We start from the raw sequence: 22237 nt of genomic DNA on the forward strand, positions 1-22237 counted from the left end.
GAGCATATGAAATTAACCGATGATTAACCACGCGGACCCATGGTCATTTCTTAAGAAACGGCGGCCACAAGCAGCCCTGAAACATCCAACGAGCACCGAGTGATCCGCTTCGAAAATGTCGGCCTGAGATACGGAATGGGACCGGAGATCCTCCGCGATATCTCGTTCCAGATCCCTGATCGGTCCTTCCAGTTTCTTAGCGGCCCTTCCGGGGCCGGCAAGACGACGTTGCTGCGGCTGCTGTTTCTGTCGCTGAAGCCGACGCGCGGGCTGATTACCGTTTTCGGCAAGGACCGCTCGCGCATCTCCCGACAGGAACTGCCGATGATCCGGCGGCGGATCGGCGTCGTGTTCCAGGACTTCCGGTTGCTCGACCACATGACGACATACGAGAATGTCGCGCTGCCGTTGCGCGTACGCGGCCGCGAGGAGGCAAGCTACCGCAACGATGTCACCGAACTCCTGAAATGGGTCGGCCTTGGCGAGCGCATGCATGTGCTGCCGCCCGTGCTTTCGGGCGGCGAGAAGCAGCGCGCGGCGATCGCGCGGGCGCTGATCGAGCAGCCGGAAATCCTCCTAGCCGACGAGCCCACCGGCAATGTCGATCCGCCGCTAGCGCGGCGGCTGCTCAGGCTGTTCATCGAACTCAACCGGCTGGGCACGGCCGTCGTCATCGCCACCCATGACCTCGGCCTGATGGAGCAGGTCGATGCGCGGCGGATGATCCTTTCCAGCGGCAGGCTCGACATCTATGACTGAGCTTCCCGAAGAAGTCGGTACGGCGGCAAAGGACGGCAGCACGCGCGCGCAGCGCAAGACTGCGTCGATCGTGCCGGAGCAGAACGTCGTTGGCAACGCGCTGGTCTTCGTCATCGCCATCATGACCTTCCTGTCATGCCTGACGCTCGGCGCGGTGACACTGGTTCGCGACACCGCCTCGGTGTGGGAGAACCAGATCGCCCGTGAAGCAACGATCCAGATCAAGCCGATCGAAGGCCTCGACATGGACGCGGCCCTGGAGACGGCGGCACGCATCGCCACCGGTTTTGCCGGCGTCAGCGGTGCCCGCATCGTCGACCGTGAAGCGACCGCGCGGCTGCTTGAACCATGGCTCGGCTCCGGCTTGAACATAGACGAATTGCCGGTGCCGCGGCTGGTGATCGTCACCATCGATGAAGCGAGCCCACCGGATTTTGCGGCGATGCGCACTATACTGGCGCAGGAACTGCCTAGCGCTTCGCTGGACGACCACCGCACCTGGGTCGACAGGCTGGTCGCCATGGCGCGCACGACGGTGACCATCGGCATGGCCGTTCTGGTACTGATGCTGTCCGCAACCGTGCTTTCGGTGGTTTTCGCGACGCGCGGCGCCATGGCGGGCAATGGCCATATTATCGAGGTGCTGCACTTCGTCGGTGCCGAGGCAGGCTTCATTGCCCGAGAATTCCGCCAGCACTTCCTGATGACCGGCATGAAGGGCGCGGTTGCCGGCGGCGTCGCGGCGATCATCGTCTTCATCGCCTTCTCGTTCTGGTCGTCGATGAACATGGCTACCCCGCAAGCCGACCAGGCAACCGCGCTGTTCGGTAATTTCGCCATCGGCGCCGCCGGCTATCTCGGCGTCGCCCTGATCGTGATGGTTATTGCGGCACTTACCGCAGCGACATCGCACATGACCGTGGTGTCTTATCTTTCGGAAATCGATATGCGCCATCCCGAAGGCGGTTAAGCGAATGCTAAATCACGTATCGGTAATATTCTGTAATGATATGTGCGGGGCGGCCGTCAATCCGCTTGCCAATTTGCCGCGAATCGGGAGTATCCATTGGGCATGAGTGGTCATGAGCCGCCGGGACTGATTCTGAGCAGGCCTGCTGGGGGGACAAGCGCAGAAGCGCGTGCATCCCGCTGGAATTTTTTGACCGTTCTCAAGTTCTCCGCTGTTTCCTTCCTCGCCGCAGCCGTTCTTTTTGCTGGCGGTTTCGGCTGGTTCGCCAACCATGTCAGCCATTTGTCGCCACCAAAGAACGTCGATGGAGCCGATGCGATCATCGTGCTGACAGGAGGTCAGGCCCGGCTCGACACGGCACTCGACCTGCTGAAATCCGGCAAGGGGCAAAGGTTGCTGATCAGCGGTGTCAACCCGAGGGCCAATCTGCACGACTTGCAGGCTGTCACCGGCGGTGACGAGACTTTGTTCAGCTGCTGCGTCGACATCGATCACGCGGCGCTCGACACCATCGGCAATGCCGAGGAGAGCGCCAAATGGGTGCAGAGCCACGCCTACCAGAGCGTGATCCTCGTCACCAACAACTATCACATGCCGCGCAGCCTGCTCGAAATGGGCCGCCTGCTGGGCGCGGCCGAGCTTCGGCCATATCCGGTGGTCAACACCAGGCTCGATGATGGTGTCTGGATGACCAAGCCGGACGCGTTGCGGGTGCTGTTCACCGAATACACCAAATACCTCGCCTCGCTGGCGCGCGGCGCCGTGCCGTCCAGCGGCCTGCCGCACGAAATTACCGTGTTGAACGCCTCGGCTGTATCCGAATAGAGATCCTTGTCACATCAGCCTGAACGACCGCGCGTCGCGCCGGTTTTCCTTTTGCGCGGCTTGGTGTAACCAATCCCGCGCATCCTTGGTCAGGCAACATCCATGCTCGTTATTCGTTCGCTGGCATTCAACGTCGCCTTCTACGCCAATCTCATCATCCAGATGCTCGTCTGGACGCCATTCTATTTCCTAGCGCCGCGCTCGAAGGCGTGGTTCGTACCGAAATTCTGGGCATCGACCAGCCTGTGGCTGCAGGAGAAGATCGCCGGTACGAAAAGCGAGATCACCGGGATCGAGAACCTGCCGCAGGGCTCCTACATCCTGGCGCCGAAGCACCAGTCGTTCTGGGACACCATCGCCTTCCTGCCCTACATTCCCGACGCGCTTTATATCCTCAAGCGCGAGCTGATGTGGATCCCGTTCTTTGGCTGGTACATCGCCAAGATGCGGATGATCCCGGTGCATCGCGGCAGCCGCTCCAAGGCGCTGAAGAAGGCGGTCGCGGCAACCAAGGAGGAACTGGCGCGCAACAGCCGGCAACTCATCATCTATCCGGAAGGCACCAGGCGCGCGCCTGGCGACGTGCCCAACTACAAATACGGCATCGTCGAGCTTTATGCGCAACTCGGCGTGCCGGTGGTGCCGGTCGCCCATGTCGCCGGGCTCTACTGGCCGCGCCGAAAATTCCTGCGTTTCCCCGGCACCATCAAGGCGCGTTTCCTGCCGCCGATCCCGCCGGGTCTCGACAAGGAAGAATTCATGGAACGGCTGATCCGCGAAACGGAAGCCGCCTGCGACCAGTACCTGATCGACGCCGCGACCGGCTCCAACCCGCCGGCATTGCCGCCGACAGCGGTGCGGAGGCTGGGGGAGTTGGGAGTGAAGGTGAAGGGGTGATTGGAGTGCGCTACCTAGAGATCACGCTCGACAACATCACGTACACTTCTCCGTCCTGAAATGACCGGCGCCGAGATTGTTTGATAGCTCGTTATCCGAAATTGGACCCGTTTTTCCGTTGAGACGAGCCCGCTTTTCGAGAAGCGAACAGATCCAAGGTAATGCTTTCGCGGCCTTACTGGTGACTTCCGAATCCGTGGTCTCGAGCGTGATGCGCTTCAGCGAGACGCCTAGACCGAATGTTGCAGCGAGATCGTCGGGATCGACCCGCATGACGGTATTCGGGTCGGCGATGTTGGTGAAGGTGACCAGCAGCGGATAAGCTTCTCTGGGAAGCACCGCACGCGTACCGGGTGGCGTTGCGAGCACCTTTTTGATGGCCGTTTGAGACGTGTAACCCGGTTGCACACATCGAGGCCGGAAAAAGCGATCGGCGCCAAATTGCCAGCGTCGCCGAAATGCTTTTCGCCTTTCAAAAGCGCAAACAGCACGCCGGCCAAACCCAGTTCGACGACGACCGCCTCGCCCTAAGACTGCGATCCGGTCCGTCGGGCACTGAAAACCGGGCGATGGAGAATTCGACGGACTGGACGGATTCACCGGTGACGAGACCCTGCGGCGTCTCGACCTCGACGAGACCCTCTGCCGCCAACTTTCCTCATCCCAAAGGCCACAGCCCGCCAGCATCGGCAAGCCGAGAACCATCGCCCAGAGACGAAAAAACGAAACCACCCCGTGCGCCCGCCACCAATCGTCAATGGTGGGAAAGTATTCGACTCGCCTGAAGGATGTGTAACCTTCGGTGCCGCGTTTTGAAGGGATCGGCGCTATCGCGCCATTCGCCGTTCATGCTCCAGCAGCCAGCTTTTCCGCCACAATCCGCCGCCGTACCCGGTGAGTTCGCCGCCGGCGCCGACGACGCGGTGGCACGGGATGACGATGGCGATGGGATTGGCGCCGTTGGCGCGACCGACGGCGCGCACCGCGGCCGGCTTGCCCATGCCGGCGGCGAGGCCTGAGTAACTCGAGGTGGAGCTGGCCGGTATTTCCCTGAGCATATCCCAGACCTGCCGTTCGAACGGTGTGCCCAGCGGCGCCAACCTGGTGTCGAAAGCGACGGAATTGCCCACGAAATAAGCGGCGAGTTCGGCTTCGATCCGGTCGATCGGGCCGGTTCTTCCGAACACAACGGCCGAGCCGGTCGCCTCCCATAGTTTCTTCACTTCGGTCGCCAGCGCCTTGCGCTCCAGGAACTCAAGAATATGCAGTGCGTGGTCGTCGGCGATGGCGACCATCGGACCGATCGGCGTTTCGATGAAGTCGGCCTTGAGCAGCGTCTTGCCGCGCAGTTTCGGCGGGGTGTCGCCGAGCAGCCGCGCGACGGCATCGCGCAGGGCGAGATCGTAGAGAACGTCGTCGCTTGGTTTTTCGAACAGCATGCCGCCTCAATACCGCGAGTCGCTTCGAGCCGCCCGCCGAAAACGAGCGCCGATTGTTCACTGCTGACATACTTATGAGCCGCTGGCGGCGACACCCGATTTATGCGCTGCGCGCCGCCGCAAGTTCACGCCGCATCCAGGTGCTGTCGCCCCAAGTCGAGAGCCAGATCATGAGATCGGTGAGAAAACCGATGATCCGCACGCTCACGGCATGAAGCCATCCCTGACCGTCCTGACGCCTTTGGGCTTCGCGCAGATGCGCGATCTCCTGTTCCTGGATCGAACTAATCAGCGCGTGAAGGTCGGCGTCGCGCGAAGCGAGGAAGTGCAGCTGCTCCTCAAGGTGCTGATGGACGGTGCTTTCGACGGCTTCCGTGCAGATCCAAACCATGCGCTCGCCCATGAGTGCCGTCATCGCTCCCAACACATAGCCGCCAAGGCTCCACAACGCCATGATGCGGCAGGGTCGCGCATCGCGCGACGGCATCGCGTCGCGAAACAGCCGGCAATGGTCGATCTCGTCGAGCCGCATCTGGTCGAGTTCGGGAACGATGTAAGGGAATAGCCGCCTGGCGACAGCGATCTGCGCGGCATAGATCTTGATGGCACCCGTCTCGCCCGCATGATTGACCTTGAGGACACGGCGAACGGTGACTTGATCCTCGCGAACGAGCCGTGACATTTCCGTCTCCCAGCGACTATGGACAAATCCGAGCACAATGTCGGCGGCCCGGACCTGCCTCGTCGACTGTGACAATTGTCGCAGTCCCGCTTATGCACTCACCAGCCTGGCCACCTTCTCCAGCCAGTGGTCGCGGATGTCGAGCGCCTTCAGGTGTTCGACCGTGTTGCGAACATAGTCCTCGTTGACGCCGGATTGCCCGACAGCGCCCATGACCACCGCCGCTGCCTCCGCCTCGTCGAGCCCGCCGGCATATTGGGGATGCGCCCGGTCGACGATGTAGCAGAGCGCCTGAACCGTCTCGCCGGAATCGAGCCGGACGGACAGCGTGCGCTCCAGATAGACGTTGGTAACCAGTTCGCGTTCGCGCAGATAGGCGACGACCTCCTCGCGCAGTTCGCCCGGCACGCGGAACGCCAAGCCTATGCAGGAACCGCCACGGTCGAGGCCAAGCACCAGGCCGGGCCGCTTCTCGGTGCCGCGATGCACCCAGGAATAGACGCAAAGCGCGCGGCGGAAACCGTGCAGGCGGGCGCGATGCGTCTCCGTATGGGCAAAACCCGGCCGCCAGATCAGCGATCCATAGCCAAAAACCCAAAAATCGCCCATATCGCCAAGCCTGATCACGAGTAACGGCAATGCTTGCCGATTCCAGAACCGGGTTGGCGGATCGGCCATCCCGCCCCAGCGTTAGCGAGAGCCGCAGCATGCCGTCAAGCAAGGCCAATCCCAACTACTCCCGCCGCTTCTTCTGGCTTGCGACATTCATCGTCATCCTGATCGGCGCGTACACCGCCGGCTGGTTCTATCTGGCCGATCGCGTGACCGAGCGGGTCAACGCTACCATCGCGTTGCTAAACCGCGACGGCGTCACCGCCGAATGCGCCAATCCGGTGGTGCGCGGCTATCCGTTCCGGCTCGGCCTCTATTGCGACAGTCTCGGCTACGCCGACCCCGCCCGCAATATCGTCGCAACCGCCGGCAGCCTGGTGACGGCGGCGCAGGTCTACGAGCCGATGCGCGTCATCGCCGAACTGCGGGGACCGTTGCGGACCACTCTGCCGGGCATGCCGCCGCTGTGGCTCGACTGGGACAACCTGCGTGCCAGCGCGCGCCTTGCCAGGCCGCTGCCGCAGTTTCTATCAGTCGAGGCGGATGCCTTTTCCGGCCAGACCGATCCGGAGGATGGCGATCCGGTGATGCTGTTCAGCGCCAACCATGTCGAAGGACATCTGCGGCCCAATGGCGCAGACCTCGATTGGGCCGGCAATTTTGTCGGCCTGCAGATCGACCCGGCAACCGTGGGCGGACGCACGCTGCCGGTGCTGGGCGGTTCCGGCGACGCGACGCTGGCAAACGGCGTGAAACTGGTGGAGACGAAGGCAAGTAGCCTGCGCGGCCAGTCGGGCACGATCCGCAATCTCGACCTGTCGACAAGCCCGGAAACCGGCGTCGCATTGAGCGGGACGTTCTCGGTCGGCGCCGACGGATTGCTCGACGCCGATCTGAAAGTCAGCATGCGCGATCCGAAAGGTGTCGCGGCGGCCCTTGCCACGGCGTTCCCGGAGGCAGCCTCTCAGATCAACACCGGCTTCGCCGGCTTGGCGTTGCTCGGCAACGCGCCATCGATGCCGCTCAAAATCTCCAGGGGCAAAGCCGTGCTCGGCTTCATCCCGCTCGGCGATATCCCGCCGCTGTCATGATTTGCCGACGGGCGCCGGGGCGCCCGGGTGCTCGACCGCCTGGCGGCCGAAATCCGGCACGTCGATTTCCTGGCCGGCATCGATGATGGAGCGCCGCACGGCGCGGGTGCGGGTGAACATGTCGAACAGCTTGTCGCCGTCGCCCCAGCGGATCGCCCGCTGCAGCGAAGCGAGGTCCTCGGAAAACCGCGCCAGCATCTCCAGGATGGCGTCTTTGTTGTGCAGGCAGACATCGCGCCACATCGTCGGGTCGGAGGCCGCCAGGCGGGTGAAATCGCGAAAGCCCGACGCCGAGTATTTGATGACCTCGGATTTGGTGACCGTCTCCAGGTCGTCTGCGGTACCGACGATGTTGTAGGCGATGATGTGCGGCAGGTGCGAGACGATGGCCAGCACCATGTCGTGATGGTCGGCGTCCATGGTGTCGATGTTGGAGCCGCAGCGGCGCCAGAATTCCGACAGCCGTTCCAGTGCTTCCGGATCGGTGCCGGGCAGTGGTGTAAAGATACACCAGCGGTTCTCGAAGAGATCGGCGAAGCCCGCATCCGGCCCGGATTTCTCGGTGCCGGCGAGCGGATGACCGGGAATGAAATGCACATTTTCCGGCATCAACGGCTGCATCTGCGCGATGACGGAACGCTTGGTTGAGCCAACGTCGGTGACGATCGCGCCCGGCTTCAGCGCCGGCGCGATTTCGCCGGCGACCGCGCCGGAAGAGCCCACGGGAACCGAGACGATGACCAGATCGGCATCCTGCACGGCGACCACGGCATCCGTCGAATAGGTGTCGCCTAGCCCCAGTTCGGCGGCGCGCGCCAGCGTGGCCGGGCTGCGTGTCGCGATGGATACCTGCCCAGCCAGGCCCTCGCGGCGGATGACCCGCGCCAGCGACGAGCCTATCAGGCCGATGCCGACCAGGGCGATCTTCTCAAACAGGGGTTTGAACATTTTTCAGCTTTTCAGGAACTCGGTGAGCGCGGCGACAACGCCGCGATTGGCGTCCTCGGCGCCGATGGTGAGGCGGAGCGCATTCGGGAAGCCGTAAGCGGCGACCCGGCGCAGGATATAACCGCGCGCCGAGAGATAGGCGTCCGCCATCTCTGCCGAATGGCCGCCATTCTGTGGGAAATGGACGAGCACGAAGTTGCCGACGCTCGGCGTCACCCGCAATCCGATTTGCGTCAGTTCCTGCGTGAGCCACCCCAACCACTGCTCATTGTGCGCGATCGAGCGCTCGACATGGGCACGGTCGCGCACGGCAGCCGCACCGGCCTCGATCGCCGCGGAATTGACGTTGAATGGCCCGCGCACGCGGTTCAGTGCGTCGATGATAGGAGACGGCGCGTAGATCCAACCGATGCGGATGCCGGCCAACCCGAATATTTTCGAGAAAGTCCGTGTCATCACCACATTCGGCGACGACGAAACGAGCTCGATGCCGGACTCGTAGTCGTTGCGGCGGACATATTCTGCATAGGCCGCGTCAAGCACCAGGATGACACCTCTTGGCAGGCCGGCATGCAGGCGGCGCACTTCCTCGAACGGCAGATAGGTGCCGGTCGGGTTGTTCGGGTTGGCAATGAAGACGAGCTTGGTGCGCTTCGTTACCGCGGCCAGGATGGCATCGACATCGGCACGCTCGTCCATTTCCTTGACGACGACTGGCGTGCCGCCTGCGGCAAGTATCTGGATCTTGTAGACCAGGAAGCCATGCTCGGTGAAAATGCCTTCGTCGCCCGGCGACAGATATGTCTGGGCGATCAAGCCCAGCAGCTCGTCGGAACCGTTGGAGCAGAGGATGTTCGCCGGGTTGAGGCCATGTACCTCTGCGATCGCTTCGCGAAGCTTGGTCGCCGAACCGTCAGGATAATATTCAAGATGGCCGGCAGCCTCGCGCACCGCCTCGATTGCCGCCGCAGGGGCACCGAACGGATTCTCGTTGGAGGAGAGCTTGTGGACCTTGGCGACACCCGCCGGGGCAGCGCTCTTGCCCGGTACATAGGCGGCGATATCCATCACACCTTGTCGCGGTTCGGGGCGCAGCACTTCGTTCATGGTCGGCTCTTTCCAGAATGGCCGCTTGCTCTACCAAAGCTTTTCCGTTGACGCAAAGGGCGGACGGTCCTAAACGTTGCGCGTTCCGTGGTGATTTGGCCGGTCGGCTTGCAGCCACGTTAAAAAAGTCGCTAAAGGGCCGTCGGCACGACAAGCCGTTTGGACCGGGCGCGACTTTCGCGACCGGTTTTTTGTTTTGGAGGCAGCGTTATGCCGATCATGATTCCCAATCAGCTCCCTGCCCGCGACGTGCTGGTGCATGAGGGCGTCTCGGTCATGGACGAACGCACCGCGCTGCGCCAAGATATCCGCCCGATGCAGATCGGCCTCCTGAACCTTATGCCTAACAAGATTCGTACGGAGACGCAGATCGCGCGGCTACTGGGCGCCACGCCGTTGCAGGTGGAGTTGACCCTGGTGCGCGTCGGCAATCATATCGCCAAGAACACGCCCGAGGACCACCTCATCACCTTCTACCAGACCTGGGAGGAAGTGGCGGAGCGCAAGTTCGACGGCTTCATCATCACCGGCGCGCCAATCGAACTTCTGCCGTTCGAGCAGGTCACCTATTGGAACGAACTGACGCGCATTCTCGACTGGACCACCACCAACGTCCACTCCTCCTTCTTCATCTGCTGGGGGGCGATGGCGGCGGCCTGGCATTTCCACGGCATTCCCAAGCATACGCTGGAAAAAAAGGCCTTCGGCGTCTTCCGCCACGGCAACAATGCGCCCGCCTCGCCCTATCTCGCCGGCTTCTCCGACGACTTCGCCATTCCCGTCTCGCGCTGGACAGAGGTTCGCGCCGCCGATATTCCCGCCGGTTCAAGCCTCGAACTGCTGATGGAATCGGATCAGACCGGGCCATGCCTGCTGGCCGAAAAGACCGCCAACCGGCTCTATGTCTTCAACCATATCGAGTACGATTCCACCTCGCTCAAGGAAGAGTACGACCGCGACGTGGCGGCCGGCGTGCCGATCGCGGTGCCGCACGACTATTACCCCGACGACGATCCGGCCCGCCCGCCGCTCAACCGCTGGCGCTCGCACGCCCATCTGCTGTTCGGCAACTGGATCAATCAGGTTTACCAGACGACGCCCTACGATCTCGAGGAGATCGGCAAAATTCTCCAACCCGCCATGTCGCAAGCTGTCTTGTGACCGCCATCGACAAAGCGCCACGGCACTGAATGGCGCGAGCTAGAAGATCGGCCTGTCGATGCCGTGGTGGCTCTGGAGCTTCTTTGGCCAGCAGGCGGTCTTCTTGCTGCGGCGATAACTCCGGTCACGCCCGCCGTTCAATCATCCCAGTACCTCGATCGCCTTGTGGTCGGTCGGGACGCCGTCGACAATCATCAGATCGCCGTCGGAATGGTCGGCGCGCAACGCCAATATCTCGCGGTAGGCCGGCGAATCGTACCACTCACGGGCGTTTGCCCGATCGGGAAATTCGATGACGATGACATCGCCCGGCCAACTGCCTTCCAGTACATCCTTTTCACCGCCATGGATGATGAAACGACCACCGAACGGTTCAAGCGTCGCATCGATACGTTGCAGATATTCAACGATTTCAGGTCCCAGATTGACGTTGCGCAGATGGGCTATTCCGTACGCCGACATGACTTGCTCTCCTGTTCGTGACGAAGCCGACAACGAGCTTCCTGGCGCTGACAATGCCCGACGCGCTGGATGCAGGCGATTACATCGGAGGTAATCAATTCGCTCGACATCGAAGGATCCTCATTTTCCCGGCTTGAATTTCTTCTATCCACAGATCAGTGTTTCCGCCCGGGCGACTATCACGCTCCTGTCACGGCATAATTGCTTCTTGCCATTCCATTGGAGGAAGCAATGAATCGAGTCCTCATCAGCCACTACGCGCTTTGGAGCCCAGCAGAGATAAAGGATCTCAAGCGCATGGCCGCCGCCAGGACACCCGTCGGCGAAATCGCGCTGCAGCTCGGCCGCACGCCACCGGCGATCCGGTCAAAGGCAAGGCAGGAACGGATCGTGCTTCGGGACGACCATCACGTGCCGCCGCTCTCAAGAATGAGGGGCCAGGTCGCGGTACTGATCTGAAATCGACAACATCCGCCCCGGTCAACTGCCGTCCGGGATCGTCAGTAGCGACCGACCCGAACAGCACACGCATGCCAGTTCAGGGATCGAGTTCGGGATAGAACTGGTCCGACAGCGATCGTCTCACCCGCTCGCCGATCATGCAGTCGACTGGCGGTTCGACAGCCACCGGAACGACCGTAGCGGCGCCTGGATCACCGCTGACCTCCAGAATGAGTTTCCTGCGGATGGCGGTGTCAAATTCAGAAACGGCCCGCACCGGAAGCACGAAGGCACCGGCACCGCCGATCACGCACTGGCTGTAATAACGGTCGATGGCGGGAAAAATCGGTGACGGCCTGATCATGATGGGAAGCCCGTTGATGGTGACGCCACCAGCAATCGCGGTGTCCCGCGCCGCGACGACAGGCGGGCCGAAATTGTTGGGACCGTCGCCCGATACGTCGATGACGAGGCGGCCGCCCTGGAAGCTATTCGCTTGCAGCGCCGAAAGGCCGAATATCAACGCGCCGGAGATCGAGGTACCTCGAAAGGTGTTGAACGGCCGCGCTTCGAGCTTCGCCGCGAAGGCGTAAGCGCTGCCTTGACCGTCGATGATCTGCCACGGCACGATCGAAGCCGGGCGGATCGTGCCAGCCCATTCGAAATAGGTGACAGCGACGCGGCCATTGGGCCCTGACTGGGCTGCCGCGATGAATGCCGGATCGCGGAGCGCTCGCACATAACCGGCGCGCTGGATGGCGAATTCTTCGCGGTCCATCGATTCGGAGACATCCACCGCGAGCACGAGTTCCACATCGACGGGCTCGGAATGGGCTTTCGCGATCGCGAAAGCCAGGCAGGCGAGAGCCGCCCGCGCCGCGATCATCAGCCGGTGCGCCGCGCCAGGATCCGGCGGACGCCCTTACGTGGCGCACGGCGCTTCGGTGCGGCGGGTGTGAAGTCGACGCGTTTCAGGCAGTGGCCATCCTTGTCCTTCACAAGATGAAGCTCCCGCGAGAAAAAATCCCCTTTGCGCTGGGCACGGCCGATGTTGACCACGGTCGCGTCGGGAAGATCGTCTTCGAAAATGGACAGTACCTTTTTCAGGGCGACCCGGTCCAGCGTGTCGAGCGCCTCGTCGATGATGACCCAGCGCGGCTTGTGCAGGCTGAGCCTGCCGAAGGCCAGCATGCGTTGCTCTTCCTCGCTTAGCTCACGTTCCCAGCGCGCATCCCGGTCGAGTGACCCTTCCAGCCGCTCGAGACCAACCTTGGACAGGGCATCTTTCAGTTCAGCGTCCACGAAGCCGGCTTCGCCTTGCGGATAGGATAGTACGGCGCGCAGCGTACCCGGCGGAAAATAAGGGGTTCTCGGGACGAAGGTGATCGTTTCGCCGGCAGGTGTGCCGACATGCCCACCGCCCCACGGCCAAAGCCTGGCCAAGGCGCGGAAAAATAGTGTTTTGCCGGCACCCGGATCGCCGGTGACCAGCACCCGCTCGCCGGCGGCAATCTCGACACGCGGCTCGGCGAACTTGGTGCAGCCGGCAGTGGATGCGACCTCCAGACCGTCGAAAGTCAGGCGATTGTCATCGTTTTGGACGAACTCGATCCGTTTCTCGGTGTCGTGCAGGACATCGGCCTCGACCAGGGCGCGGCGGAAAGCGGCGATGCGCAGCAAGGTGGCGCGCCAGTCCGCGATGGCGCCGATGTTGTTGATGAACCAGCGTAATGACGAGTGCACCTGGTTGAAGGCGCCGACCGCCATCATCAGTCCGCCGAAGCTGATATCACCGGCGAAATAGACAGGCGAAGCCACCAGGATCGGCGCGACCAGCGTGATCCAGCCGTAGCCGTCAGTGACCCATTCGAGGTAAATCTGCACGGTGAATATGCGCCGTACGGCACCGAGCACCGACGTAAGATCCGTCTCCAGCCGCCGCTTTTCATCGGCCTCGCCGCCGGCCAGCGAGATGGCGTCGACATGTTCGTTCACCCGCATCATCGAGAAACGCAGGTCCGCCTCGCGCGAATAGCGGTCGCTGTTGAGGGCGATCAATGGCCGGCCGACCAGCCAGCTTATCATCGACGCGGAACCGGCATAGAGGATTGCCGCCCATACCATGTAGCCGGGAATGGCGAACGAATGCCCGCCGACGTGGAAGACAAAGCCAGAAGACAGCGACCAAAGGACACCGACGAAGGACGCGAGCAGGATGGACGACTGCACGAGGCCGAAGCCGAGCCCGGTCGTCAGGTCGGTGAGATGACCGGCATCCTCCTGCATGCGTTGATCGGGATTGATGCCGATCGCGCCGGCATTGGCGAGACGGAAGGCGCGGCGCGGGCGCATCCATTCGGTGATCAGGTCGCGCGTCAGCCCTTCACGCAGTTTGAGCTTCATCATCTGGTTGAGCCATGTCTGGATGACGCCAAGCGTCAGCAAACCGCCGGCGATCGCCACAAACACCAGTAACTGGTGAAAGAACGCGTCGAGATCGCGCCGCTCGATGGCATCGTAGAAAGGGCGGTTCCAGCGGTTGAGGATGATCTGGCCCAGCGACGTGGCCACGATGACGGTGAGCGCTCCCGCCGCCAGCCAGAGGATCGTGTTGCGCAGCGGCGATGCCTTGAAGGCCCTCAGCATCATGGCAAGCTGGGCGCGAAAACCGATGTCCTCGGGGACAATGGGCGATGGCTGGTCGGCTTTGCCGCTGGTCTGATCGGCCATGGTGGATTCCTTCGTTCAGCGCCGAATGTTCTACGGCAGGTATGGTGGCATAACGCCGGTTGCCATACGGCCTTTACCTGAGACGGTCCGGGTTACAGTCGCGGCGGCGTCCGGGCAGCGCGTGTCGCACCTTGTGGCGACAAAACAGGCACGAAGACGCGGCGCGAAGAGCGTTTGGTGACCGGCAGTCCCTGGTACAGGCGTTTCTGCGCTTCGACGACGATGACGCCGGAAAACATCGGCCAGAGGCGCCGGCCGGATCTTTCCAGCAGTTGATGGAAGCGCAACACCCAGCGGCGGCGCGACGGCGGGAAAAACAGTGCGTCGGACCATGGTCCCGGCGTGAAATTGGCCTCGCGCAGCAATTCGGTCAGCTGGCCGCGCGAAAACGGTCGACCGGTGCCGAACGGCGTGTGTTCGAAACGCGCCCAGACGCCGCGCCGGTTGGGCACCACCACCACCAGCCTGCCGCCCGGCGCCAGCACCCGCCAGACCTCCTTGAGCGTCTCGCGCGGGTTTTCGGCATGCTCCAGCGAATGCACCAGCAACATGCGGTCGATCGAGGAATCGACCAGCGGCAGTTCCTCGTCGAAAACCAGAGCCGTGGCCGACGGTCCTTGCGGCGGCCAGTTCACCGCGCCTTGCGTCGCGGGCATGAAGGCGAAGACGCGCTCCGCATCGGTACCGAAACGGTCGAGCCAGGGCAGCACATAGCCGAGGCCGACCAGCCGCTCGTTGGGTAGATTGGCCCATACCGAAGTGATCGCCATGGCGATCGAACGTTCGGCGAGCCGTCCGAGCGTGGTGGCGTAAAAGGAGCGCAGATCGACGATGTCGGAGTTCATAGGCGGACGGTAGCGACGTTGTCCTACGCTTTCAAGAAAGCGCGCCGCAGAGCGTGACATGCGTGGATACCCGCCCTATCGTTTGCTTCAAAAAGGAGACACACGATGGCGATCGAGATCGAGCAGTTCATGTGCCGGAGCGACAATTTCGGCGTTCTGGTGCACGAAACGAAAAGCGGCGAGACAGCGGTGATCGACGCGCCCGAGGAAGCACCCATCCTTGCCGCGATCGAGCGTACCGGCTGGCGGCCGACTGCGCTGCTCATCACTCACCATCATGGTGACCACGTCGAGGCAAACCTGGGGTTGAAGCAGCGCTTCGGGCTGAAAATTACCGGTCCAAAGGCCGAGGCGGCAAAGATTCCCGGCATCGACGAGCAGGTGGTGGAGGGCAATGTCATCAAGCTCGGCGGCGAGGAGATCGCCATCATCGCCACGCCGGGCCACACGGCGGGCCATATCACCTATCATTTTCGCGGCGCCGACATGGCCTTCACCGGCGATACGCTCTTTGCGCTGGGCTGCGGCCGGCTTTTCGAATGCAAGCCGCCGGTGATGTATCAGTCGCTGAAAAAGCTGGCGGCGCTGCCGCTGGAGACGAAGATCTACTGCGGCCACGAATATACCCAGTCGAACGCCCGCTTCGCGCTGACCATCGACCCCACCAATTCGGCGCTGAAGGAGCGTGCGAAGTCCATCGACAAATTGCGCGCCGAAGACAAGCCGACCTTGCCGACGACGATCATGCAGGAGCTTGCAACCAACCCGTTCCTGCGTTGGCACGATCCGGTGATCCGTAAGAACCTGCATATGGAAACTGCCTCCGACGAGGCGATGTTCGCCGAAATCCGCAAGCGCAAGGACCTGTTCTGATGAATGCTGCCGAAATCATCGCCCTGCTTGGCATGAAACGGCACCCGGAAGGCGGCTGGTACGTCGAGACGTTCCGCGACGGTTCCGGTAGCGGGCCGCGCGGCAATTCGACCGCCATCTATTTCCTGCTCGAGGCGGATGACGTTTCGGCCTGGCACCGGGTCAGGGATGCAGCCGAGGTCTGGCATCACTACGCGGGATCGCCGCTGGCGCTGATGACCTATGAAGAAGACGGTCCGGTGGTCACCAAGATGCTCGGCACGGATCTCGCGGCAGGCCAGCGTCCGCAGGCCGTGGTGCCACCGAACTGGTGGCAGATGGCAAGGAGCCTCGGCGACTGGACGCTGGTCGGCTGTACCGTGGCACCGGGCTTCGATTTTACCGCTTTCGAACTGGCTCCCGCCGGCTGGCAGCCTAAGCCAGCAGAAAACCCAACGTGATCAGCGCCTGGGCGGCGTAATAAAGCACCCAGACCGCGATCCTGGCCGGGCGACGGCGCGGCGACAGCGAGGCCATCAGGAATTTTTCGGCGGCTAGGATCGCGTCCGACGCGATGAAAAGCACCGCTCCGGCAATCACGAAAACATTGTCGAGCGTCAGCGCGGCGATACCCATGGCGACGATCGCAGCGACATAGGCGACGATCGGCAGCCGCATATCAGGCGCCACGACCCGCAACAGCCGCGCCAGCATAAACAGCGCGAATACGGCCATCACGATGGCAATGCCGGCACGCCAGGGCTGCGCCGTCAGAATGTCGAACGAGCCGCCGGAGAGCCAGAACAGCGCGATGTACACGAGATGCGCGGCTAGGAAGCTGCCTAACCCCGCCAGAAAGGCTTTGTCGCCTTCCCGCGACAGGAAGGCATCACCCAGCGCGCTCAAACCCAGCGCGGCAGCCAGCAGCAGTGGCCCTCCTTGCACGATCGCAAGAACGGCAAGGAACGCCACGGCAAGCGTTTTTCCAATCGTACGGAACAGCGACGGCTGCGTGGCGAGCAGGAAGAGATACAGCAGTGCCGCGGCGGCGGAAAAAATCAGCGTCGCATTCGCGGTATCGGTCGCAGCCCCCGGGAACGGCAGCATCATGCCTCAGCCTCTCTCTTTTGGGCTGCAGAAGCGCCGAAAAGGAGCGACTTCGCCGCCAGCACGGCACCAGCGGTGATCAGCAGACAGGCAAGCAGGATATGCGGCGTCGCCTGGGTGAAGCCGGCAGCGATCAGGATCAGCGTAGAAAGCAGCGGCGCGGCGTAACTCGCCGCTCCCAGAACCTGGATATTGCCGTGCTTGACGCCGTGATCCCAGGCGTAGAAGGCGGCGCCGACCGGCATCAGGCCGAGACCGAGCACGGCAAGCCATTGGCCGGCATTCGACGGCAGCACGGTTTCTTCCAACGCTAGATGGCAGACGAGGGACAGGATCGCCGTGGCCGCGCAGAACCAGGTGACAATGCTGGTCGGGACCGCCGGAAAGCGCCGCGACAGCAGCGAATAGGCCGACCACAGGAAGGCGCAGACCGCGGCCATGGCATAACCGAATGCGTAGCGGCTCTCGAATGAAAGGCCGCCGCCATTAGTGATGATCAGGAAAGTGCCGGCAAGTCCGAGCGCGGCGCCGGCGATGTGAAACCAGCGCAGCCTCTCTCCCGGCATCAGCGCCGAACCGAGCACGATGAACAGCGGCCATAGATAAGCGATCAGGCTGGCCTCGACCGCCGGGGCGTTGCGCAGCGCAGTGAAATAAAAGAAATGGTAGCCGAACAGCCCGGCGATGCCGATCAGCCAGACCTGCGGTGGGATCCTGACCGGTTGTGTCGGCGCGGACGAAAACATCCGCGCAACCAGGCCGACACAGGTACCAATTGTGAAGCAGATGGCCGATAGCAGGAAGGGCGGCACCTCGCCGGACGCATCCGTAAGCAGCGCCAGCAATGCCCACATGGCGACCGCCGAAAAACCGATCAGCGTTGCGCGCGCCATGCTCTCCCCCGAAAACCCTGCGCAACGCGCTATCTGATCTGTTTCAACCCTCGCGCGCTGATTGTGATCGTTCCGATCCTTGTACCGATCGTCGCGCGGATGGGCGCATATACCCCAGTCGTGCCCAGCGGTGCAAATGTGATGCGTATCTTGCTGCGGTTCTTGAGATACTCGATCGATTTGTGGCCCTTGCGGAAGCCGGCGACAGGCAGGAACCGCGCTTCGCAGACGACAGCCTCGCCTTCGTAGCCGCCGATCGACACCGGGCCTTTCTCGGCAAGCGCGAGCGACAGATCGGCACGCATCTCGCCATCGAATACCTTCAGCGTCCGGCCGCAAACTTCTTCGAGACTATCCGCCCTGACCAATGTCGCCGACAGGGGATCGGCGACACCGCGCAATTGGCTGGCACCCACCGCTATCCAGTCCTTTCCCCGCGGCTTCGGCGGCGGAAGGTTGACGGTCTTCGAAACCGCTCCGCCGGCAAAGCCGATGACGATCTTCTTCGCCTTGCGGCCGGTCGTGTAGTCAGCGGCGAAGGTATCCGGGCGCGCCAGCCCACGCACGAAGCTGCCGGAAGCCGACGTCGTGCCTTTGGTGTCGTCGAACATCTCGGCGATCCCGGCACTCGAAAGCGAACCCTGGAGCCGGAACGACTTGTCGTCGATTGTGCTTTCGAAATTCGAGCGAGCCAAGGTGAGGCCGAGATAGGAGATCGAATATTCGGCGCGAAAAGACTGCGCGCTGTCCGCAGCCGCGGACGGTCCCATCGCAGCCAACACGCCCACGGCAACACCCACGGCCCGTAGCAGCTTCACGGTCGTGTCACGGCCAAGATCGTACCGCATTTCAATCATGCGGCCAGATCGTCGTATGAATCAGGCGATTATGTGGATGCCGGCAATAGTGGAGACATCGAGCTATCGCCTGATCTGCAAATTGTGGTTGCAGTACATCAAGCCACATGGGATAGCGCACCCGCTATCCGTCAGGCGCCCTCATCGACTTCAACCGTCGGAGACAGCCTTCAAAATATGTCACGGAGCGACTTCATGCATACCGCATCTTCGGCCGCGGATTATCCGAACGCCTTCGTCCCGCTTCGGCTGACCGGCCAGCCGCTTGCACTGAAGATCGTAGCGGTTTCGCTTGGAGCACTGTTCCTCGCCGCGGCCTCCTGGATCGACCGGTGGCTATCTGGTTGCATTTCCGATCGCCGCGGCAATCGTCGGCTGGCTCGCCGAGCAAGGCTGGACCGCCAAGGGCAGTCTTTCCCGCAGCCTTGCCGCCATGCTGATCGGCTACACGTTCATCCTGGCATTCGGCGGCATCTGGCTCGCAGCCATGATCGGGGTACCCAGTGCCAATAGAGTATGGGGTGGTTCCGTTCGTGCTGGGGGGCATCCTCAAGGCCGTACTCGCGACCGTAAGCGTCGAAGCGACGCGCCGCGTCCAATCCGCGGGCTGAGGTTTGCCGGCGCGCGGCTTCGCGTCGAGTAAGCCGCAGGCAGCTCACGCTTGACGCCCGCGTCAAATGACACTATGGGAACGCAACTTTTCCCACGTGGCTGCCTGACTGAGCCCGCGCCTGCCGTTTGGTGCGACATCGTCTTTTGGCCCGGTACTGAACTGAAGGTAAGTGAAAAATGTCACGCGCATGTGAACTGACCGGCAAGGCCGTGTTGACCGGCAACAATGTGAGCCACGCCAACAACAAGACGAAGCGCCGGTTCCTGCCGAACCTCGTGAAGGTGACGCTGATCTCGGAAGCCCTGAACCAGAACGTGCGGCTGCGCATTTCGGCCAACGCGCTGCGTTCGGTCGAGCACCGCGGCGGCCTCGACGCCTTCCTCGCAAAGGCCGATGCCGAGGAATTGTCGCAGCGTGCGCGCCTCCTGAAGAAGCAGATTGCCAAGAAGCTCGCCGAGCAGCCGGCCGCCTGATTTCGATCAGCGGACGTTTGATCCGCTTCCTGGGCATGATTCACAAAGATCATGCCTGACTGGTTCCATTACCCAGGATAAAAAAATGATACGCCTTTCCACCTACCTTCCGTTTGTCGTCGCCATGGCGCTTGTCGTCTTGGCCTCGAATGTTCTCGTGCAGTTTCCGGTCCAGGGACAGCTTGGCAGCCTAGCGCTCGCCGATATCCTGACCTGGGGCGCCTTCACCTATCCCATCGCCTTCCTGGTCACAGATCTGGCAAACCGGCGCTATGGGCCGGTGGTGGCACGCCGTGTCGTCCTGATCGGCTTCATGGCAGCGGTGGCCTGCTCGATCGCAATTCCACCGCTGCTTTTCCAATATGGATATATCCCCTATGAGACTGCCGCCGGGCGGCTTATCCGTATCGCCATTGCATCTGGCGGCGCCTTTCTCATCGGCCAACTCCTCGACGTCACTGTCTTCAACTGGCTGCGCCGGCAAAACTGGTGGCGGGCGCCTGTGTTCGGCTCGCTCGCGGGATCGGTGATCGACACGGCGATCTTCTTCAGCATCGCCTTTTCAGCTGCCTTCGCCTTCGTCGGACCAGATGACGGCTTTGCGCTGGAGCAGGCACCGGTGCTCGGTTTCATGGCCGAAACCGCGCCGCGCTGGATGTCCTGGGCAATCGGCGACCTCAGCGTGAAGCTGCTGATCGCGGTCTTCGCGCTGATCCCCTACCGGCTGATTGCCGCGCGCTGGAGCCAACCGGCGGTCGCGGCGTAACCGGTGATTCCCTGGGTCCAGATCGATTCTGCAAAGACGCCCGACGGCGAGCAGGAACTCCGCCTGAAGCGGCGCGGCGCCGAATTCTCGATAATGCTCGGTTCCAACGAATTGATGAACAGCCGGCTGAGCGGTTCGGAAGAAGCGCTGGCCAGTCTGTCCTGCGAGAAGATTCGCGGCCGCGTCAAACCGCACATCCTGATTGGCGGGCTGGGCATGGGTTTTACGCTGCGGGCGGCCCTCGGTGAGCTCGGCTCCGACGCACGCGTCACCGTCTCCGAACTGGTACCTGCTGTCGTCTCCTGGGCGCGCGGCCCGATGGCAGAAATCTTCGGCGGTTGCCTTGATGACCGCCGCGTCAGCGTCGTGGAGGCGGATGTCCGCCTTCTCATCAAGTCCGCCGCGGCGGCCTACGACGCCATCCTGCTCGATATCGACAACGGCCCGGAAGGCCTGACGCACAAGGCAAACGATGCGCTCTATGATCTCGCTGGACTGCGGTCTAGCCGAGCCGCGCTGAAGCCGGGCGGCGTCCTCGCAGTATGGTCGTCGGGACCGGACCACGGCTTCACCCGCAGGCTCGGGCAAGCAGGTTTCTCGGTCGAAGAGATGAAAGTGCGTGCCACCGGCAAACGCGGCGCCCGTCACGTCATCTGGCTGGCAACCAAACAAGGCCAGGTTCGATAGAACTAGGCTCAGTCCTCGTGCAGGATGAATTCCAGATAAAGGTTGCGCTGCAGGATCGAGTGGTTGTCGTCGGACATCAGCGACACCATCACCGCACCATCGGCGCGCGCCCAGACGTCCATCGCTTCCATGTTGTCGATCTGAAAGCCCATGTCCGCCTCAAGCAGCACCGGACCATCGGCGACCGTGCCCTTGGCGACACTCTCGCCATAAATGCGGCGCAGCCGCATCCTGACCCCTTCCGCCATGTTGAAGCTGCGCTCCAGGAGCAGCAGATCGCCGTTGGGCAGGAAAGCGCCGTCTGTGATGTCGAAATTGCCGTTGCGCTTGACCGTGAAGACGCCCTTGTTGGGTCCTTCGATGATTGCCGCGAAGATGTTGCCCTGCTTGTCGAGGCTCTTTTCGGAAACGACGACCAGTCCGCCCTCATGCTGGCCATGGGGATGCGCATGGGTCACGGTTTCGAATCCGCGATTCTGGCGCAGTTCGTTGGCGGGCACGAGGAAATCCAAATTGCGGAGCGCCGCGCCCATCGTGCCGGATTCGATGTCGAACTGGGCAACGCGGTGGTTCCGCTCGAAGCCAACTGTGGCGATGCCGTCCTTGACGGCCAGGCCTTCGGCATCGACTTCCCATTTGCGGGCGAACGTCTGCCCGGTGGCGTCAACCATCTGTTCCATGCGGAAGTTCTCGATTCCCGCTGGCCGCTGATCGGCGTCATGCACGACCGTGCCGAAAAACCAGAAGCCGGTATCCGCAACCCCGACGAAATCGCTGCCCGGGCTGGTGAATCGGAATGCCGACAGCGCGCCGAAATGGCGCGAATTCGCCGTCATTTCGAGGCCGCCGACGAATTCCAGCGGACCAAACTGCTTCTGGTCGCGGCCGATCCGGAACTGGGTGATCGGGCGCGCACTTACCGTGATCTGGTCGAGCGGCGCCGAGCCGGCGTCGCGCGAATTGGCCAGCACCAGCACCGAAATCATCGAGAGTGCGGCAATGCCTGCCAGCCAACCGCGA

26 protein-coding genes, 1 pseudogene and 1 riboswitch are annotated in these 22237 nt (G+C 62.4%); of the genes and pseudogenes, 13 read left to right on the forward strand and 14 right to left on the reverse strand.

The genetic code is table 11. The annotated features are described in order from the left end of the window. Positions 1-99: 99 nt before the first annotated feature. The 4 genes from ftsE (at position 100) to OHD58_RS01660 (ending at position 3451) form a co-directional block, all read left to right on the forward strand. The gene (ftsE, locus tag OHD58_RS01645) at positions 100-759 is read left to right on the forward strand and encodes a cell division ATP-binding protein FtsE (protein WP_263801303.1); all 660 of its coding nucleotides are present in this window, start codon (positions 100-102) and stop codon (positions 757-759) included. Then, positions 752-1729: a cell division protein FtsX gene (locus OHD58_RS01650; RefSeq protein WP_263801304.1), complete on the forward strand. Its 978-nt coding sequence runs from the start codon at positions 752-754 to the stop codon at positions 1727-1729. Before ftsE ends, OHD58_RS01650 begins: the two co-directional genes overlap by 8 nt. Before the next feature lie 189 nt (positions 1730-1918). Continuing rightward, a complete protein-coding gene (locus OHD58_RS01655) occupies positions 1919-2554 on the forward strand; it encodes a YdcF family protein (RefSeq protein ID WP_263801305.1) in 636 nt (211 codons plus the stop codon). A 102-nt stretch (positions 2555-2656) separates the two neighbouring features. After that, on the forward strand, positions 2657-3451 hold the full coding sequence (locus OHD58_RS01660; RefSeq protein ID WP_263801306.1) for a lysophospholipid acyltransferase family protein: 795 nt from the start codon (positions 2657-2659) through the stop codon (positions 3449-3451). 36 nt (positions 3452-3487) lie between these two features. On the opposite strand, the gene OHD58_RS01665 is transcribed toward OHD58_RS01660, so the two are convergent. The 4 genes and pseudogenes from OHD58_RS01665 to OHD58_RS01680 all read right to left on the reverse strand — a co-directional run bounded on the left by OHD58_RS01665 (position 3488) and on the right by OHD58_RS01680 (position 6181). Beyond that, positions 3488-3859, reverse strand: a complete 372-nt coding sequence (locus OHD58_RS01665; RefSeq protein WP_263801307.1) for a hypothetical protein — start codon at positions 3857-3859, stop codon at positions 3488-3490. A 419-nt stretch (positions 3860-4278) separates the two neighbouring features. Then, positions 4279-4842 (reverse strand): annotated as a pseudogene (locus OHD58_RS01670) (methylated-DNA--[protein]-cysteine S-methyltransferase); the annotation flags it as partial. Between the two features lie 148 nt (positions 4843-4990). Next, positions 4991-5572 (reverse strand): demethoxyubiquinone hydroxylase family protein, encoded by a 582-nt coding sequence (locus tag OHD58_RS01675; RefSeq protein ID WP_263801308.1) that lies wholly within the window; start codon positions 5570-5572, stop codon positions 4991-4993. A gap of 90 nt (positions 5573-5662) precedes the next feature. Next, positions 5663-6181, reverse strand: a complete 519-nt coding sequence (locus OHD58_RS01680; protein WP_263801585.1) for a gamma-glutamylcyclotransferase — start codon at positions 6179-6181, stop codon at positions 5663-5665. A gap of 98 nt (positions 6182-6279) precedes the next feature. Between OHD58_RS01680 and OHD58_RS01685 the strand changes: the two genes are divergently transcribed. Beyond that, positions 6280-7275 carry a DUF2125 domain-containing protein gene (locus tag OHD58_RS01685; RefSeq protein ID WP_263801309.1) on the forward strand — a complete coding sequence of 332 codons (996 nt, stop codon included), beginning with the start codon at positions 6280-6282 and terminating at the stop codon, positions 7273-7275. Here the strand turns inward: OHD58_RS01685 and OHD58_RS01690 are convergent. Together OHD58_RS01690 and hisC are read right to left on the reverse strand one after the other, a co-directional pair. Further along, positions 7270-8223 (reverse strand): prephenate/arogenate dehydrogenase family protein, encoded by a 954-nt coding sequence (locus OHD58_RS01690; RefSeq protein WP_263801310.1) that lies wholly within the window; start codon positions 8221-8223, stop codon positions 7270-7272. The genes OHD58_RS01685 and OHD58_RS01690 overlap by 6 nt on opposite strands. 3 nt (positions 8224-8226) lie before the next feature. Next, a complete protein-coding gene (gene hisC / locus OHD58_RS01695) occupies positions 8227-9330 on the reverse strand; it encodes a histidinol-phosphate transaminase (RefSeq protein WP_263801311.1) in 1104 nt (367 codons plus the stop codon). Between the two features lie 77 nt (positions 9331-9407). After that, a riboswitch (SAM riboswitch) is annotated at positions 9408-9485 on the forward strand. A 55-nt stretch (positions 9486-9540) separates the two neighbouring features. Here hisC and metA point away from each other — a divergent pair. After that, positions 9541-10491, forward strand: a complete 951-nt coding sequence (gene metA, locus OHD58_RS01700) for a homoserine O-acetyltransferase MetA (RefSeq protein WP_263801312.1) — start codon at positions 9541-9543, stop codon at positions 10489-10491. A gap of 141 nt (positions 10492-10632) precedes the next feature. Here the strand turns inward: metA and OHD58_RS01705 are convergent, their stop codons facing one another. Then, a complete protein-coding gene (locus OHD58_RS01705; RefSeq protein WP_263801313.1) occupies positions 10633-10953 on the reverse strand; it encodes a DUF1330 domain-containing protein in 321 nt (106 codons plus the stop codon). Positions 10954-11184: 231 nt separating this feature from the next. Here OHD58_RS01705 and OHD58_RS01710 point away from each other — a divergent pair, with 231 nt between their 5' ends. Next, entirely contained in the window at positions 11185-11412 is a 228-nt protein-coding gene (locus tag OHD58_RS01710; protein WP_263801314.1) for a hypothetical protein, read from the forward strand. A 79-nt stretch (positions 11413-11491) separates the two neighbouring features. On the opposite strand, the gene OHD58_RS01715 is transcribed toward OHD58_RS01710, so the two are convergent. The 3 genes from OHD58_RS01715 to OHD58_RS01725 all read right to left on the reverse strand — a co-directional run bounded on the left by OHD58_RS01715 (position 11492) and on the right by OHD58_RS01725 (position 14969). Next, positions 11492-12280, reverse strand: coding sequence for a DUF1194 domain-containing protein (locus tag OHD58_RS01715; RefSeq protein WP_263801315.1), 789 nt, complete (start codon positions 12278-12280; stop codon positions 11492-11494). Beyond that, positions 12280-14124 carry an ABC transporter ATP-binding protein/permease gene (locus OHD58_RS01720; RefSeq protein ID WP_263801316.1) on the reverse strand — a complete coding sequence of 615 codons (1845 nt, stop codon included), beginning with the start codon at positions 14122-14124 and terminating at the stop codon, positions 12280-12282. Before OHD58_RS01720 ends, OHD58_RS01715 begins: the two co-directional genes overlap by 1 nt. 92 nt (positions 14125-14216) lie before the next feature. Then, a complete protein-coding gene (locus tag OHD58_RS01725) occupies positions 14217-14969 on the reverse strand; it encodes a class I SAM-dependent methyltransferase (protein ID WP_263801317.1) in 753 nt (250 codons plus the stop codon). 105 nt (positions 14970-15074) lie between these two features. Between OHD58_RS01725 and gloB the strand changes: the two genes are divergently transcribed. Next, entirely contained in the window at positions 15075-15842 is a 768-nt protein-coding gene (gene gloB / locus OHD58_RS01730) for a hydroxyacylglutathione hydrolase (protein WP_263801318.1), read from the forward strand. Next, positions 15839-16282, forward strand: a complete 444-nt coding sequence (locus OHD58_RS01735; RefSeq protein ID WP_263801586.1) for a cupin domain-containing protein — start codon at positions 15839-15841, stop codon at positions 16280-16282. The genes gloB and OHD58_RS01735 overlap by 4 nt, the downstream gene beginning before the upstream one ends. Here OHD58_RS01735 and OHD58_RS01740 read toward each other — a convergent pair. Genes OHD58_RS01740 through OHD58_RS01750 form a run of 3 tightly spaced genes read right to left on the reverse strand, consistent with a single transcriptional unit; the run spans position 16257 to position 18678 of the window. Beyond that, positions 16257-16931 (reverse strand): lysoplasmalogenase, encoded by a 675-nt coding sequence (locus OHD58_RS01740; RefSeq protein WP_263801319.1) that lies wholly within the window; start codon positions 16929-16931, stop codon positions 16257-16259. The genes OHD58_RS01735 and OHD58_RS01740 overlap by 26 nt on opposite strands. Continuing rightward, positions 16928-17821 carry a DMT family transporter gene (locus tag OHD58_RS01745; protein WP_263801320.1) on the reverse strand — a complete coding sequence of 298 codons (894 nt, stop codon included), beginning with the start codon at positions 17819-17821 and terminating at the stop codon, positions 16928-16930. The genes OHD58_RS01740 and OHD58_RS01745 overlap by 4 nt, the downstream gene beginning before the upstream one ends. Before the next feature lie 29 nt (positions 17822-17850). Beyond that, complete coding sequence (locus OHD58_RS01750) at positions 17851-18678, reverse strand: DUF3108 domain-containing protein (protein ID WP_318528224.1); 828 nt, start codon at positions 18676-18678, stop codon at positions 17851-17853. 292 nt (positions 18679-18970) lie between these two features. On the opposite strand from OHD58_RS01750, the gene OHD58_RS01755 reads away from it, so the two are divergent. The 4 genes from OHD58_RS01755 to OHD58_RS01770 all read left to right on the forward strand — a co-directional run bounded on the left by OHD58_RS01755 (position 18971) and on the right by OHD58_RS01770 (position 21217). Further along, positions 18971-19321, forward strand: a complete 351-nt coding sequence (locus tag OHD58_RS01755; protein ID WP_263801321.1) for a biotin transporter BioY — start codon at positions 18971-18973, stop codon at positions 19319-19321. Between the two features lie 146 nt (positions 19322-19467). Next, positions 19468-19764 carry a 50S ribosomal protein L28 gene (gene rpmB / locus OHD58_RS01760; protein ID WP_263801322.1) on the forward strand — a complete coding sequence of 99 codons (297 nt, stop codon included), beginning with the start codon at positions 19468-19470 and terminating at the stop codon, positions 19762-19764. A gap of 85 nt (positions 19765-19849) precedes the next feature. Beyond that, a complete protein-coding gene (locus OHD58_RS01765) occupies positions 19850-20530 on the forward strand; it encodes a queuosine precursor transporter (RefSeq protein WP_263801323.1) in 681 nt (226 codons plus the stop codon). 3 nt (positions 20531-20533) lie between these two features. Further along, complete coding sequence (locus OHD58_RS01770) at positions 20534-21217, forward strand: spermidine synthase (protein WP_263801324.1); 684 nt, start codon at positions 20534-20536, stop codon at positions 21215-21217. A gap of 8 nt (positions 21218-21225) precedes the next feature. Here the strand turns inward: OHD58_RS01770 and OHD58_RS01775 are convergent, their stop codons facing one another. Beyond that, positions 21226-22203 carry an esterase-like activity of phytase family protein gene (locus OHD58_RS01775; protein ID WP_263801588.1) on the reverse strand — a complete coding sequence of 326 codons (978 nt, stop codon included), beginning with the start codon at positions 22201-22203 and terminating at the stop codon, positions 21226-21228. Positions 22204-22237 lie beyond the last annotated feature (34 nt).

It is taken from the genome of Mesorhizobium sp. ZC-5 (assembly GCF_025753855.1).
In the GTDB taxonomy this organism is placed as follows: domain Bacteria; phylum Pseudomonadota; class Alphaproteobacteria; order Rhizobiales; family Rhizobiaceae; genus Neomesorhizobium.